Origin of the sequence: Streptomyces sp. rh34, from assembly GCF_002551245.1 — a bacterium.
Lineage (GTDB): Bacteria > Actinomycetota > Actinomycetes > Streptomycetales > Streptomycetaceae > Streptomyces.
Genome location: NZ_NTGZ01000198.1, coordinates 1 through 13,422 on the forward strand (window position 1 = coordinate 1; position 13,422 = coordinate 13,422).

13 protein-coding genes, 1 other RNA gene and 1 pseudogene are annotated in these 13,422 nt (G+C 71.4%); 8 read left to right on the plus strand and 7 right to left on the minus strand.

Features of this window, described 5'->3' with window-relative positions:
* On the plus strand, nt 1–451 hold a 451-nt coding region (locus tag CR470_RS27940), incomplete at its 5' end, for a PhzF family phenazine biosynthesis protein (protein WP_143663884.1).
* Nucleotides 452–473: 22 nt separating this feature from the next.
* On the opposite strand, the gene CR470_RS27945 is transcribed toward CR470_RS27940, so the two are convergent.
* Together CR470_RS27945 and CR470_RS27950 are read right to left on the minus strand one after the other, a co-directional pair.
* Nucleotides 474–1,496: a hypothetical protein gene (locus CR470_RS27945; protein ID WP_097870284.1), complete on the minus strand. Its 1,023-nt coding sequence runs from the start codon at nt 1,494–1,496 to the stop codon at nt 474–476.
* Nucleotides 1,497–1,564: 68 nt separating this feature from the next.
* Nucleotides 1,565–2,200, minus strand: coding sequence for a TetR/AcrR family transcriptional regulator (locus CR470_RS27950; RefSeq protein WP_179892388.1), 636 nt, complete (start codon nt 2,198–2,200; stop codon nt 1,565–1,567).
* A 189-nt stretch (nt 2,201–2,389) separates the two neighbouring features.
* Between CR470_RS27950 and CR470_RS27955 the strand changes: the two genes are divergently transcribed.
* Together CR470_RS27955 and CR470_RS27960 are read left to right on the plus strand one after the other, a co-directional pair.
* The gene (locus CR470_RS27955) at nt 2,390–3,781 is read left to right on the plus strand and encodes an MFS transporter (protein ID WP_097870285.1); all 1,392 of its coding nucleotides are present in this window, start codon (nt 2,390–2,392) and stop codon (nt 3,779–3,781) included.
* 199 nt (nt 3,782–3,980) lie between these two features.
* Nucleotides 3,981–4,883 carry a glycosyltransferase family 2 protein gene (locus tag CR470_RS27960; RefSeq protein ID WP_097870286.1) on the plus strand — a complete coding sequence of 301 codons (903 nt, stop codon included), beginning with the start codon at nt 3,981–3,983 and terminating at the stop codon, nt 4,881–4,883.
* 16 nt (nt 4,884–4,899) lie between these two features.
* On the opposite strand, the gene CR470_RS27965 is transcribed toward CR470_RS27960, so the two are convergent.
* Both CR470_RS27965 and CR470_RS40795 read right to left on the minus strand, forming a co-directional pair.
* Nucleotides 4,900–5,406, minus strand: coding sequence for a GNAT family N-acetyltransferase (locus CR470_RS27965; RefSeq protein ID WP_257138939.1), 507 nt, complete (start codon nt 5,404–5,406; stop codon nt 4,900–4,902).
* 374 nt (nt 5,407–5,780) lie between these two features.
* Entirely contained in the window at nt 5,781–6,995 is a 1,215-nt protein-coding gene (locus CR470_RS40795) for a hypothetical protein (protein ID WP_257138940.1), read from the minus strand.
* A gap of 648 nt (nt 6,996–7,643) precedes the next feature.
* Here CR470_RS40795 and CR470_RS27975 point away from each other — a divergent pair.
* The 3 genes from CR470_RS27975 to CR470_RS27985 all read left to right on the plus strand — a co-directional run bounded on the left by CR470_RS27975 (nt 7,644) and on the right by CR470_RS27985 (nt 9,324).
* Complete coding sequence (locus tag CR470_RS27975; RefSeq protein WP_143663885.1) at nt 7,644–8,678, plus strand: hypothetical protein; 1,035 nt, start codon at nt 7,644–7,646, stop codon at nt 8,676–8,678.
* Entirely contained in the window at nt 8,675–8,872 is a 198-nt protein-coding gene (locus tag CR470_RS27980; RefSeq protein WP_097870288.1) for a hypothetical protein, read from the plus strand. Before CR470_RS27975 ends, CR470_RS27980 begins: the two co-directional genes overlap by 4 nt.
* A gap of 62 nt (nt 8,873–8,934) precedes the next feature.
* Complete coding sequence (locus CR470_RS27985) at nt 8,935–9,324, plus strand: hypothetical protein (protein WP_097870289.1); 390 nt, start codon at nt 8,935–8,937, stop codon at nt 9,322–9,324.
* 181 nt (nt 9,325–9,505) lie between these two features.
* Here CR470_RS27985 and rnpB read toward each other — a convergent pair.
* Together rnpB and CR470_RS27995 are read right to left on the minus strand one after the other, a co-directional pair.
* Nucleotides 9,506–9,913, minus strand: an RNA gene (gene rnpB, locus CR470_RS27990) — RNase P RNA component class A.
* 56 nt (nt 9,914–9,969) lie between these two features.
* A pseudogene (locus tag CR470_RS27995) lies at nt 9,970–10,255 on the minus strand (Uma2 family endonuclease); the annotation flags it as partial.
* 68 nt (nt 10,256–10,323) lie between these two features.
* Here CR470_RS27995 and CR470_RS28000 point away from each other — a divergent pair.
* Both CR470_RS28000 and CR470_RS28005 read left to right on the plus strand, forming a co-directional pair.
* Nucleotides 10,324–11,070 carry a MerR family transcriptional regulator gene (locus CR470_RS28000; RefSeq protein WP_097870290.1) on the plus strand — a complete coding sequence of 249 codons (747 nt, stop codon included), beginning with the start codon at nt 10,324–10,326 and terminating at the stop codon, nt 11,068–11,070.
* Nucleotides 11,071–11,111: 41 nt separating this feature from the next.
* Nucleotides 11,112–11,954, plus strand: a complete 843-nt coding sequence (locus CR470_RS28005) for a hypothetical protein (protein WP_097870291.1) — start codon at nt 11,112–11,114, stop codon at nt 11,952–11,954.
* Here CR470_RS28005 and CR470_RS28010 read toward each other — a convergent pair.
* Nucleotides 11,905–13,347 carry an RNB domain-containing ribonuclease gene (locus tag CR470_RS28010; RefSeq protein WP_373561446.1) on the minus strand — a complete coding sequence of 481 codons (1,443 nt, stop codon included), beginning with the start codon at nt 13,345–13,347 and terminating at the stop codon, nt 11,905–11,907. The genes CR470_RS28005 and CR470_RS28010 overlap by 50 nt on opposite strands.
* Nucleotides 13,348–13,422 lie beyond the last annotated feature (75 nt).

A 13,422-nucleotide genomic window follows, 5' to 3' on the forward strand; every position in this document is an offset into this window, starting at 1 on the left:
AGATGTGTATAAGAGACAGGCCCTGGACTGGGCGGCCGGCGATCTCGACCCGGCGCTGCCGCCCCGGATCGCCTACGCGGGGGCCCGGCACCTGGTGCTGGCCGCCGCCACCCGGGAGCGGCTGGCGGACCTGGACTACGACTTCGCACGCCTCGAAGCGCTGATGCACCGGCTCGACCTGACCACGCTGCAACTGGCGTGGCGCGAGGGGCCCGGGGTCTTCCACGTCCGGGACCCGTTCCCGGTGGGCGGGGTCGTCGAGGACCCGGCGACGGGTGCCGCGGCGGCGGCCTTCGGCGCGTACGCCCGGGAGCTGGGGCTCGTACCGGACGCGGCCGTGCTGACGCTGCACCAGGGGGCGGACATGGGCCGCCCCGGCACGCTCACCGTCGAACTGCGCACGGGCGACACCCGGATCCGGGTCAGCGGAACGGGCGCCCGGATCGGCTGAACCGCCTCCCGGGGGCGGCGGTTCAGCCGGTGGCGTCCTTGGCCGGGGAGACGTAGGCGTACCAGCGTTCCGTCTCCCCCGGGTCGAGAGCGCGCTCCAGCAGGGCGTCGCCGCGCATGCCGGGGAAGAAGCGGCCCGCGGGCCAGGACCGCCGGTAGGACGGCTCGTCCAGAACCAGCAGCCGGACGCCGTCGACGACGGGGATGTCGGCGGGGGTGCCCTCGTTCCAGATGGTTTCGCCGTCCGGGGCCACCAGGTCGAAGGAGCCCACGGTGTCCACCTGACCGGGGGTCTCCCGGCAGACGGCCGCCTCCTGCGCCGACGGCGCGTGGCCCTCCACATGGCCACCGCCGACGAGCGCGTCGGCGAGCAGGGTGTGCAGCTGGAAGTTGTCCCCGATGCCGGAGAGCCGCAGGAGGTAGCCGGTACCGCTCGCCCGGTGGAGGGCGACGAGCGGTTCGTCGTCCAGCACGAGCAGCGCGTAGGCGAGGGACTTCAGCTCCGCGCCGGAGGCCCGCTCCACCGCACCGAGCAGCCGCAGCGCCTCGCCCCGGAAACCGGCCGCCCGCCGCACGCCGGGGTGGTTCAGCATCGCGACGGCGGCCATCTCCCACTGGGGAAGGGTCCACCAGCCGACGGCCGCGTCGGAACCGGCCCGCTCCACGGGTTCCGGGCCCGGTTCGCCCCCGTCCGGAACGGGGAACGCGCCGCCGCCGGTCGCGACCCACGCCTCCGAGAACACCAGGGCCTGCTCCAGGGCCCATCGCAGCCCGGCCAGCACCCCCGGTGCGCAGCGCTCGGCGTCCGCGCCGCGCTCGACGCAGGCCCCGACGAGCACGGCGACGACGGCACGGGGGCCGGGCGGCACCTGCTCCAGCACGGCGGCGAGCCGCGGCCCGCCGTCCAGCAGCTCCGACTCCCTGGCCTGCCCGAAGGTCTCCTGCAACCGGACGAACGCCTTGCCGGAGCGCTTGGCGTCCTGCGCGGTCACCGCCGCCTCGAAGTCGGCGACAGCTCCCCCGAACCCGGCTTTACCGAATATCATTCCGGCACCTTATCGACGTGCGTCCGGGCGCCGTGAAACCGGTCTCCGTCATGGGCTCCCCCCACCCCTCACCGCACGTACACCCCGTCCCGCGCGGCGGCGACCGCCGCGGCGGCGGCCCGGTCCGCCGCCTCCTCGTCCAGCGGCGCTCCGCTGGCCAGCAGCCGGTAGTAGAGGGGCGCCGACACCGCCGCGATCACCTCGCCCGGGTCCGTGCCGGCGGGCACTTCGCCGCGATCGACCGCCGCCTCGACACAGCCCGACCACTCCCCGATCCGCACCGCGTAGAAGCGGTGCAGGGCGTCGGCGGCCCGGGGGTCGCAGGTGGCGGCGGCGATGACGGCCACGAAGAGGGGCCCCTGCCGGGGGTCGGTCAGCGTGCGGACCACGAGGCGGGCGTTGGCCCTGAGGTCCCCGGCCAGCGAACCGGTGTCCGTGCGCGGCAGCGACTGCTCCGCCATGTCCGAGAGCAGATCGGCCACCAGCCCGGCGGGCGCGGACCAGCGCCGGTAGACGGTCGTCTTGCCGACCTCGGCCCGCCGGGCGACGTCGGCCAGGTCGAGCCCGTCGAAGCCGTGCTCGACCAGCGCGTCCCCGGCGGCACGCAGTACCGCCTCCCGCACCCGGGCGGTGCGGCCACCGGGCCGCACGGTGCCCGGCTCCCCGCCGTCGGCGTCGACGCCCTCAGAACCTTCAGAAGTCATAACGGGTCTCCAGTTCCATTAACGACGCTACCCCTGTTACGGTGACACCCACCTTAACGGAACCAGAGAACCGTTAAGCAATTCCGTGCTCAGGAAGGCGTCCCTGCCATGTCCCGTAACGCCCCCGCACCCACTCCCGCCCCCACTCCCACCGGACCGACGACCGTCCCCCGCGCCGCCGGCCCACGCATGACGAGACGCCAGAAGCTCGTGCTTGCCCTGCTGCTCGGGTCCCAGTTCATGATCGCGGTGGACTTCTCGATCCTGAACGTGGCACTGCCCGTCGTCGGGGAGGGGCTCGGCTTCTCCCTCGCCGACCTCCAGTGGATCGCCACGTCCTTCGCGCTCGCCGCCGCCGGATTCACGCTGCTCTTCGGACGCGTCGCCGACCTCGTCGGCCGCAAGAACCTGTTCATCGGCGGCATGGTCGTCCTCGGTCTCTCCTCCGCGCTCGGCGGCCTCGCCACCTCGCCCGAGGTCCTCCTCATCGCCCGCGTGCTCCAGGGTCTGGCCACCGCGGCCGTCACCCCCGCCGGTCTCGCCCTGCTGACCACCGCGTTCAAGGAGGGGCCGCTGCGCGAACGGGCGCTGGGGCTCAACGGCGCCCTGATGTCGGCCGGGTTCACCGCCGGAGCGATCCTCGGCGGCCTCCTGACGGACCTGCTCTCCTGGCGCTGGGCCTTCTTCATCAACGTACCGGTCGCGGCCCTGGTCGTGATCCTGGCCCCGTCCGTGATCGCCGACTCCCGGCCGGAGCGGCGGCCCCGGCTGGACGTGCCCGGCGCGGTCACCGTCACCGGCGGGCTGCTGCTGCTCGTCCTCGGCCTCACCCAGGCCGGCGAGACCGGCTGGACCGCCTCCACCACGCTGGCCTCCCTGGCCGCCGGCGCCGCCCTCCTGATCGCGTTCGTCCGCATCGAGCAGCGGGCCACCGCACCGCTCGTCCCGATGCACATCCTGAAGCGGCGGAGCGTCGTCTGGGGCAACGCCGCCGGGCTGATCGCCTTCGTCACCGAGACCTCGCTGGTGTTCCTGCTCACCCTGTACCTCCAGGAGGTCCTCGGCTACTCCGCGCTGGCCACCGGCCTCGCGTTCGGCGTGCTGGGCGTCGGCACGGTCGTCGGCGGGATGCTCGGCGGACGGGCGGTGGGCCGGTTCGGCAACCGGCGCGCCATCGTGCTGGGCGGAGTCGTCCAGGCTGGCGCCACGCTCTCCCTCGTCGCGCTCGGCACGTCCGGCTCCTGGATCTGGCTCCTGCTGGCGGCCACCTTCGTCGGCGGTGTGGGCAACATGCTGATGATCGTCGGCTTCATGGTCACGGCCACCTCGGGCCTGCCCGACGAGGAGCAGGGGCGGGCCACCGGACTGGCGACGATGACCCAGCAGGTCGGCATCACCCTCGGCATCCCGGTGATGAGCGCGATCGTCACCGCCCGGACGGGGGCCGCGACGGGGCCGGAGGCGGTCCTGTCCGGCGTCTCCACCGCCATCCTCGTGAACTCCGCCCTGGTCCTGGCCGGCGCCCTGCTCGCCGGGCACTTCCTGGCCGGAAGGAACCGGACGGCGGCGGCGGAGGGGTGAGGTACGCGGAGCGGGCCCGTCCCGGGAGCCGCACCGGCCCCCGGGACGGCGCATGGCCGTCGCGTTGTACGCCCCGCTGAACACCGGCGGGCCCGTAGTTGGCCGGGCGGCGACCGCGGACTGAACACCGAGGCGTTACGATCGCGGGCACCGCAGCCGACCAGCAGCCGCACGGCAGCCGAGCCCAGGAGTACCGAACTTGTCCGCACCACGCATCGGCGTATCCATCGTGACCATGGGGGACCGCCCGCAGGCGGTCGAGGCGCTGCTGGCGTCGGTCGCCATGCAGGACGTCCGGCCCACCCGGCTCGTGATCATCGGCAACGGGACGGCGCTCCCGGACTTCACCGCCTTCCCCGGCCTGGAGGACCTCGACGGCGGGGTGACCACGATCGAGCTGCCGGAGAACCTCGGTTGCCCGGGCGGCCGGAACGCCGGTCTGCGCAGGCTCGCCGAGATCGGCGACGTGGACGTGGTGATCGAGCTGGACGACGACGGGCTACTGGTCGAGAAGGACGTCTTCCGCCGGGTACGGGACCACTTCGCGGCCGATGACCGGCTCGGCATCGTCGGCTTCCGGATCGCCGACGAGCTCGGCGAGACGCAGCGTCGCCACGTGCCGCGGCTGCGCGCCGGCGACCCGATGCGCGGCGGCGAGGTCACCGCCTTCCTCGGCGGCGGCCACGCGTTCTCCATGAAGATGCTGGCCGAGACCGGCCTGTGGCCGGCGGAGTTCTTCTTCACCCACGAGGAGACGGACCTCGCCTGGCGTGCGCTCGACGCGGGCTGGAAGGTGCTGTACGAGCCCGAACTGCTGCTCCAGCACCCCAAGACGTCCCCGGCCCGGCACGCGGTCTACTACCGGATGACGGCCCGCAACCGGGTCTGGCTGGCCCGCCGCAACCTGCCCCTCCCGCTGGTCCCCGCCTATCTCGGCACCTGGACCCTGCTCACCCTCGCCCGCACCCGCGATCCGAAGGGCCTGCGCGCCTGGGCGGGCGGCTTCGCCGAGGGCGTCCGGACCCCGTGCGGGGAGCGCCGCCCCATGCGCTGGTCCACGGTGTGGCAGATGACACGGCTGGGCCGGCCGCCGGTCATCTGACCCGCCGCCCGGCGGGCTACGGCTGCCGGCGGTAGAGCACGTCCGGCTCGTTCTCCTCGTTGCGGCCACCGTCGTCGAACGCGACGGCGGTGAACCCGTGCCGCTCGTAGAAGGCGCGGGCGGCGGCGTTGCGCTGGAACACGTACAGCTCCAGGCCCCCCTTCGCCGCGCCGCGCACCTCCGCCAGCAGCCGGCTCCCGATCCCCCGCCGCAGCGCGTCGGGCCGCAGATAGAGATGATCGAGCTCGTCGTCCCCGGCGAGCACGGCGAACCCGAGCAGCTCCCCGCCCTCCCCCGCCTCCTCGGCCACCCACACCGCGGTGCTGGTGGGCAGCACGACATGAGTGATCCACGCGAGGGTGTCCTCGTCGCTGTGGACCCGGGGCAGATACGGCATGGCGGCGGCGCGGGAGGCCAGGAACACCTTCGTCACGGCCTCCGCGTCCCGGCCCGCAGCCCGACGTATCCGTACCCCGCCCGGTGCCATGGCCCCGCCCGCGTACATGCTCTCCGTCACCCGCATCACTCCCCGCCTCAGGGCCGGTACGTTCCCGACCAGGCGGGTGGGGAACAACGGCCGCGGGCAGCAGACCACGCCAAGGGGTCGGCGCGCAGGTGAAATACCGGTGCGACGAGAACGGGGAAGGGCCCGACCAGGTGAGACACCCGGCCGAAGGCCCTTGTCGACGTGTCGGCGGACGAGCCGTGTACGCCGCGTTTGGTCAGGCGGGGAGTCGCTAGCTGGTGCGACGGGGTGGGCAGGCCCGATGAACAGCGGAAACGGCGTTTCATGGCGCTGCTCGCGTGGCGGCGCTTCACCACCCGCGCTCCTCCTACCCCCCACGGACTCCCCAGGAAACGCGGGGAGACGGCCCGGCAGGGCACTGCGAGCAGCACTCACCGCGGAATCACCAGGTCCCGGAGTTGCGCCAGAGTGGGGCCCCTGTCGCGGTATACGAGGATGCCCGTGATGATCACTACCAACGGCAGCAGAGCAGTGAGAGCCGCGTCCGGAAGGCCCGCGAAGGTCGCGCCGGCCATCACCGACACGACGACACCGGCCAGGGCCAGCAAGCGGGCCCACTCACGATGGACAACCCTCTGCGCGTCTCCGATCTGCTCGTCGTCCAGCAGATGGCTGACTTTCCCCTCGGCGTACCGTTCCGCGATCGTCAACAGCATGACTGTCAGATCCTGCAACGCCTGCTTGGGGTTCGAGTCCTGCTGAGCCTCAGCCGCCCGCAACGCCCCGACTACCCGACCGATGTGGTCCGCCGTGACCCGATTCTGGTGAGCTCTCGCCCTGCCTCGGCGCAGGCGAGGGCTCCGCCAGAGGGCGCTCTCGACGGCGCTCAACGACACCCGGGGCACATCTTCCCCACCCTGATCGGTGTTCAGCTTCTTGTACTCGCGCCCACACTCCACCGCTGTCAACACCAGGACCACCACCGGCCAGCAGAGCTCGAAGTCATCGCGAGAAGGGTCCCGCCAGGTCTGGCGTCGCCGCATCCGCGCCCGACGCGCACGTTCGTCCGGACGCTGTGCGGAAACTCTGACGAATCGGATGATCAACGGAATGATGCCCGCGAGGAGGAGCACCACGATGAGGACGCGCAGGACCTTGAAGACATCGCCAGGTCCGCTCCACGACTGGACGAAATCCCAGAGGTTCGTCATCTGACGCTGAAGAACTACCCACGGCGCCGGAGTTGGAGGATGCTGCTCCGCCGGGCGCGGACCCCAGGTGAGGAGCGCCTGCGCGTTCCAGACGCAGATGGCGAGCCCGAGCGTGGCCATCAGCATCACGGGGATTCTGATCTGCGCGGCGTACCACCACCTCACCACCCACTCAGGCGTCAGGCCCTGTCCAGGCACGATTCTGCCGGCCACAACCTGCGGAAAAACCTCCTGGCCTTCCTGCAAGAGAGGCTCCGCATCCCGCAGCGCCCACCCGCGACGACGACTCGCAACTTCGCCCCCGACTCGGCGCTTGATGGCTCTCAAACTCATGCGCACGCGATCCCTGAACGGGGTGTACGACCACAACACCACTCCCCCCACGAGGGCAGATATGAGAACAAGCAGCAGAGTGATCCCCAGAAGCACCTTCATCACAAGTGGACAATCTTACCGACAGCACTGACAGCCGCCCCTGGACCGGCCACCGGAGGCACAGCGGTTGCGGACTGCCGCGATGGAGGCGATGTTCCGGGCCGAGCCTCTGACGCACTCCACAACCCTGGAAGCCCAGGGCCGGCAAGCCCTCAAGACGATTGACCGTATTCCCGATGCACAGTCCCGGGAGGCGCTGGAACCGATACGTGCTGCCGCACGCACAGCAATCTATGAGTTCGTCAGCGCCTCACGACGGCATATCCCCGGCTTGAACGGAGCTCAGCAGCCCGGTGTCATGCTGGGGCCGATGAACTAGGGGCCGATGACGCGGCGACGGCCGGTGAACGCGGTGGTCCGGACGTCGGCGATACGCGTCCCGTACACGCACCATTCCGCGCCGCCTCCAGCCATGGTCACCGCGTCTTGCAACGAACCTCGTACACACAGTGCGCCCCCTGGTAGCCTCCCCAGGGGCCACCAGGGGGCCTGTCCCGACGCTGAGCTGCCCCAGTGCAGCGTCGTACACGGGATGAAGAAGCCTTAGCTTCACCGGACTTGACGGGTATGTCCGACTGCGCCGTTGCTTGGCGCGCCGATCAGTTGTCGGACGCTTCGGGGCAGCGGCGTTCGAGGACGGATCGTGCCATGTCTGCTGGTGGACGCCTCTCCACCCTGGCTCGAACGCGGATCACCTACACCGGTGAGCCATATCAGTTCGCGCTGGAAACTCTCAAGGGCACACACGACCTGCCACCACTGCCGGACGTCACGGGCGAACAGGCACTGCTCGAGTCGCAAGTCATGGCGAATCTGAGCGACGGCGGAACATGGTCCGCTCACCCGGTCGGAATCTCTGGCGTGCGTCTGAGCTGGGATAACCCCATCATGGTCCACCTCGACAGCCACGTTGAACTTTCGCGTGGAGAGAACTACCCCGTGGCCTGGCACGCCGGCGATCGCCTCTTGCCGTACGTCGGAGGTGGCGGCGAGGTCGGTGGTGTCGCGGGGCTGCGTATCGCCGCGATCCGTGGAAACGACCTCCACCTCACCCTGGCGAGCGCTGACAGCCGCCTCATCCTCCGTGGCATCACCGGTACGCGATGGAGCGACTACCTCGACGAACGGCGGAGGGATCTGGCCGTGGGGCACGCAGCACCACTGTGGGACTCCCCCGAACTCACCGACTTCGAATGGCAGGACAAGCAGTCATACCCCCGAACCCGCGGAGCGGAAGAGGACGTTGCACCCTTGGGGTCGGGGTTGCTTCGCAGAGTCGCCCTGTTCCATACGTCCAACTCCGCCTACTCGAGCCGATCTTGGACGACCGGCAGTGACTGGATCTTCGAACTGGACACACGCCGTGACGTACGCCTCGACCACGACACCCTGCTTGGCAAACTCCCCGCCCCTGTTTGGGGGCTTCCTCTCCGCGTCGTCGAACATCACTGCACGTGTGACGACCCGCCCTTGACCAGCGATCGATACATGCGGCAGTGCACGTACGAACTTGTTCACGACGACGTGCCGGGGTGTGCACTCCAGTTCCGCTTCCGATGGGGCCCCGCCGTGTACGGAAAGGACGCCAGAAGGCAGCTCGAACGGCTCGGCTCAGACCTCGGCTGGCTGAACCGCGTGCTCCCGCGGAACATTTTGGGATCTGCCCGCGGGGTGATCGCATGAACTGGGACAACATCACCCTTTATGTCCTGGCCGGCTTCAGCGTTGTCCTCCTCGTCCTCGGTCAGCTTCGCGAGCTGCTGGGGAAGGTCGCAGAGGTCGTCAGCGCCTGGCACGAGCTTCGGCGGAACATCCGGCCGAGTCCCGATCCTCAGCAGGCTGCGGCTGCCACGCAGCAGAACGCCAACAACCAGTGACCCTGGAATGTCCAGACCCTCACATCAGCCGAGCCGCAATACGCCCCCCCTAGGAGGAACCAGTGTCCAACCCGCAGCCGCTCACCCCCGAGGAGAAGCTCGCCTCCGCGAAGAAGCAGCTGAGCCTCCCACTCATCGTCGTGATCTGCGGCTCCACCCGTTTCATGACCGAGATGACCGAGGCTGAGCTGCGGGAGACCACAGCCGGAAGGATTGTCGTCAAGCCGGGTTGCGACATGAAGTCGCCGCACGAACGCTGGTCCGATCCCGTCGAGGCCGAGGCTCTGAAGCTTCGACTCGACGATCTACACCGAGCGAAGATCCGGCTCTCGGACGAGGTGCTCGTAGTCGGCGACTACATCGGAGACAGCACCCGAGCGGAAATCGTCTACGCGCGGTCGCTGGGCAAACCCGTGCGGTTCACGCACCCCGAAGTCGACCCCGACGCCTGACCGGCCACCCCCGCACCTTCCGCAGGCACCCCGTGGAATTGATCATCTACGCAGTGTGCGGAGGCCCCGCACGCAGACCGCCCCCCGGCATCGCGTGCCCCGGCCGTTTCCCGACAGACTCCCCACGGGCCCTCTAGATCATGGAACCGGCAGTGTCGTGCCTGCTCAGAGGCGTAAGCGGCAGACGAGCCGTGCTGTACGCCGGGTTCTGTCTCCCGGTCGCCTCGCGGCGGCCGGGGAGACGGCCATCCATCTAGGACCGGCATTGCTGCCGGCCTCGTGCGGTCTACCCGTGAACTCGGGCGAGCCGCCCTCGGACGTTCACGCAGGGCCGTCCCGTCTCCGGCACGACCCCTCTTGACCTTGCTCCGGGTGGGGTTTACCTAGCCGCCTGAGTCACCTCAGGCGCTGGTGGTCTCTTACACCACCGTTTCACCCTTACCCGCGACCGAAGTCCCGGGCGGTCTGCTTTCTGTGGCACTGTCCCGCGGGTCACCCCGGGTGGCCGTTAGCCACCACCCTGCCCTGTGGAGCCCGGACGTTCCTCGGGAGGATCCGAGGATCCTCACGCGGCCGTCCGCACGACTCGTCTGCCGTGATCGCCATCCTACCGGCCGTACGGACAGACAGCCCTGTCGGTGTCCCTCAGCCGAAGTCGCCGGTCCCCAGATCGAAGGCGAAGGGCTCGGGCAGCGGCAGCGGCTTCCCGTACGGGATCGTGAGGAGCTGACGGTAGTCGTCGTTCTCCGGGTCGCTGAACAGCGTCACCGAGCTGTCGTCCCGGTCGATGAGCAGGTAGAGCGGGATGCCCGCGCGCGTAGCAGCGGCGCTTGGCCTCGCGGTCGGCCTGCGGCTTGGTGGAGGTCACCTCGGCCACCAGGGCGACGCCTTCGGGGACCATCCAGGATTCGGCGCCGCGGAAGCCGGCACGGCGGACGGAAGCGGGGTAAGGAAAACGGTGCTTGACCTTGTCGCGGCGTCAACGTTTCTACTGGCCGTATGCGTATCGGAGAGATCGCCGCACTCGTGGGAGTCACCTCCCGGGCCGTCCGGCACTACCACCACATCGGCCTCCTGCCCGAGCCCGCGCGGCAGGCCAACGGCTATCGGGCCTACACCGTCCGCGATGCCGTGCTGCTGGCCAGGATCAGGCGGCTGACGGAGATCGGGCTCTCCCTGGACGAGGTGCGGGACGTGCTCGCCGACGACGCGGGGCGGGAGCTGGCCGAGGTGCTCGGGGAGCTGGACGCCGATCTGGCGCGGCAGGAGCGGGAGATCCACGAGCGGCGGGAGGTGCTGGCCGTGCTCCTTCGGGCGCCGCTCACCTCGGACGGGCCGCTCTCCCCCGCCCTCGCCGCGCTGTTGGAGCAGGCGCCCGCCACCACGTCCCCGGCCGCCGCCAAGGACCGCGAGCATCTGTCGTTGCTGGACGCGGCGGGCGACGGCGCCGGGGCCGAGGTGTTCGCCGCGCTGCGGCCGCTGGCCGAGGATCCGGGCGTTCTCGCGCTGTACGAGCGGCTCGACGAACTGGCCGGGGCCGGGGTGGACGACCCGCGCGTCGCGCCGCTGGCGGCCGAGCTGGTCGCCGCCGTACCGGACGAGGTCCTGGCGGTGATCCCCGAGGGCGAGCCGTCGGCGACGGGGCTCGGGCGGGTGCTGCTCGACGACTACCCGCCCGCGCAGCGCGCGGTCGTGCGCCGGGTGATGGAAGGGCTGGCCGAGCGGGTGCGGGGGAGGAACGCGTGAGTACCGGGAGGACGAGGGGCCTGCGGGCGGCTCGGGCCGCGATGTGGGCGGTGCTGCCCGGGGAGGTCGCGCTGGCGGTCTGCCTGGTGGCCGGGGTCCGGATACCCGGGGCCGTTCTGCTGGGGGCCGAGGCGCTGGTCGTGGGGGTGCTCGCGCTGGAGGCGTACGTGATGTGGCCGCTGTACGCGGCGCGGCGGCGGGCCGGGGACACGCGACGGGAGGCCGGCCTCGCGGCGGTCCGTGCGGTGGTGCCGGTGGCCGTGCGGCGGCTGGTCGTGCACGAGTTCCGGGCGCTGCACAGTCTCGGGCTGTGGGTCCTGCGCCGCCGCCACCGGATTCCGGAGGGGGCCCGGCCGTTCTCGTACACCGAACCGCAGACCGGGATCATGTGCGCGTTTCTCTTCGTCTCCGTCGTGGAGACCGTGGTGCTGGCGCTGGTGATCCCCTGGCCGCTGGTCCACGCGATCCTGCTCGTGGTGGACGTGTACGGGATCGTCATCATCCTCGCCCTGCACGCGGCCTGCGTGACCCGGCCGCATCTCGTGACGGCGGACGGTTCGCTGCGGCTGCGCTACGGCGCCCTGTTCGACCTGCGGGTGCCCGCCGCCGTGATCGCGACCGCCCGGGTGGAACGGCGCTATCCGGACGGGGCCCTGGTCCGGATCGACGAGGACGGGACACTCGATCTGGTGGTGGGGAGCCATACGGCGGTGACGGTGGAACTGACGGAGCCGGTGGAGTTCGTGCGGCCCCTGGGGCGGTGTGGGAGTACCCGGACGCTCCGCTTCCACGCCGACGACCCGCGGGCGGTGGTCGCCGCGCTGACGTCTCCCCTCACGCCGGAGCGAACAGCACCGTCCTCGACGCCGGACCCGCCTGCGTGAGCCGGACCCGCAGCCGCTCCCCCAGCGGAAGCGGGTCCGTGCCGCCCTCGACCCGGCCGACGATCGCCGGGTCCCGGAGGTGGACCGTGCCGGCGGCGGGGTCGCGGTCCTGGACGTCGACGACGTACGCGTCGAAGAGCTCGCCCACGTGCCCCTCCAGCAACGCCGCCTCGACCAGGTCGACGCAGGCCCGCTCCACGGTGCCCGCGCGGCGCGTCCCCTCGGCCATCTCCTTCGGGAGGGAAGGGAGCGCCTCCCGCACCCACCCGGGGGGTTCCTTCCCGGCGGTCGCGGCGAGGCAGAGTTCGGACGCGTACCGGTCGACGAGGCGGCGCAGTGGCGCGGTGCAGTGCGTGTAGAGGTCGGCGACCGCCGCGTGGACGGCGGGGTCGGGGAGTTCGCCGTCGTCGAAGACGGTGTAGCCCGCGCCGCGCAGCAGGGTGGTGCACTCCTGGAGGAACGCCGCGTGGTTGCTCCTCGTCGGGTCGAGGGAGCGGACGACATCGGCGTACGGGACGTGGTGCGGCCAGTCGACGCGCAGGGCGCGGGCGGAGCGCCGCAGCCGGGCGACGGCTCCGTCCGGGGCGATCGGCAGGGTGCGCAGGACGCCGGTGCCCGTGTCGGCCATGAGGCGGGCGGCGGCCATGCCGGTGAGCAGGGAGATCTGGGCGTTCCAGGCCTCGGCGGGGAGCGTGGCGCGGTAGGCGAGACCGTAGGAGTCGTCCCGTACGACGATCTCCTGTTCGGGGACGTCGAGCGAGATGCCGCCCCGGGCCCGTTCCTGTTCCGCGCGCAGCCGCCCGATGTCCCGGAGCAGGGCGAGGGGCTCTTCGGCGGTGCCCGCGTCGATCTGCCGTTGGACGCCCGCGTAGTCGAGCTTCGCGCGGCTGCGGACCAGGGCCCGGCGTACGTCGGTGGCGACGGCCCGCCCGTCGCCGTCCAGGTCGATCCGCCACAGCGCGGCCGGGCGGGTCTCGCCGGGGAGGAGGCTGGCGGCGCCCTCGGAGAGGACCGGTGGGTGGAGGGGGATTCGGTCGTCGGGGAAGTAGAGGGTGGTGACCCGGCGGTGGGCCTCGGCGTCGAGCGCGCCGCCCGGCCGGACATACGCGGCGACGTCCGCGATGGCGTAGTGCACCCGGAAGCCGTGGCGGCGGCGCTCCAGGTGCATCGCCTGGTCGAGGTCCGTGGAGGTGGGCGGGTCGATGGTGAGGAACGGCAGGTCCGTGGCGTCCTCGTGGGCCGACAGGTCCGGGCCCCGCGCCGCCTCCGCCGCCTCCGCGAGCACCTCGGGCGGGAAGGCGGCGGGCAGGTCGAGTTCGGTGCGCAGCGCCCGCAGGGCGGTCCCGAGCGAGCAGTCGGCTGCACCGGTCATACGCAGGTGACGGCGGGGCATGGCCCGAGCGTAGGCCGGGCGGGGGCGGGCGGCATCCTGGGCGGGCGGCCGCCTGGGCGTGCGCGGTCCCGCGCT

Bases quoted from the DNA above. Each gene is read 5' to 3' on its own strand.
- CR470_RS40795 (WP_257138940.1), bottom strand. From the start codon at position 6,995: ATGAAGGTGCTTCTGGGGATCACTCTGCTGCTTGTTCTCATATCTGCC.
- CR470_RS28000 (WP_097870290.1), top strand. From the start codon at position 10,324: ATGCGTATCGGAGAGATCGCCGCACTCGTGGGAGTCACCTCCCGGGCC.
- CR470_RS27975 (WP_143663885.1), top strand. From the start codon at position 7,644: ATGTCTGCTGGTGGACGCCTCTCCACCCTGGCTCGAACGCGGATCACC.
- CR470_RS27980 (WP_097870288.1), top strand. From the start codon at position 8,675: ATGAACTGGGACAACATCACCCTTTATGTCCTGGCCGGCTTCAGCGTT.
- CR470_RS27965 (WP_257138939.1), bottom strand. From the start codon at position 5,406: ATGCGGGTGACGGAGAGCATGTACGCGGGCGGGGCCATGGCACCGGGC.
- CR470_RS27955 (WP_097870285.1), top strand. From the start codon at position 2,390: ATGACGAGACGCCAGAAGCTCGTGCTTGCCCTGCTGCTCGGGTCCCAG.
- CR470_RS28005 (WP_097870291.1), top strand. From the start codon at position 11,112: ATGTGGGCGGTGCTGCCCGGGGAGGTCGCGCTGGCGGTCTGCCTGGTG.
- CR470_RS27945 (WP_097870284.1), bottom strand. From the start codon at position 1,496: ATGATATTCGGTAAAGCCGGGTTCGGGGGAGCTGTCGCCGACTTCGAG.
- CR470_RS28010 (WP_373561446.1), bottom strand. From the start codon at position 13,347: ATGCCCCGCCGTCACCTGCGTATGACCGGTGCAGCCGACTGCTCGCTC.
- CR470_RS27950 (WP_179892388.1), bottom strand. From the start codon at position 2,200: ATGACTTCTGAAGGTTCTGAGGGCGTCGACGCCGACGGCGGGGAGCCG.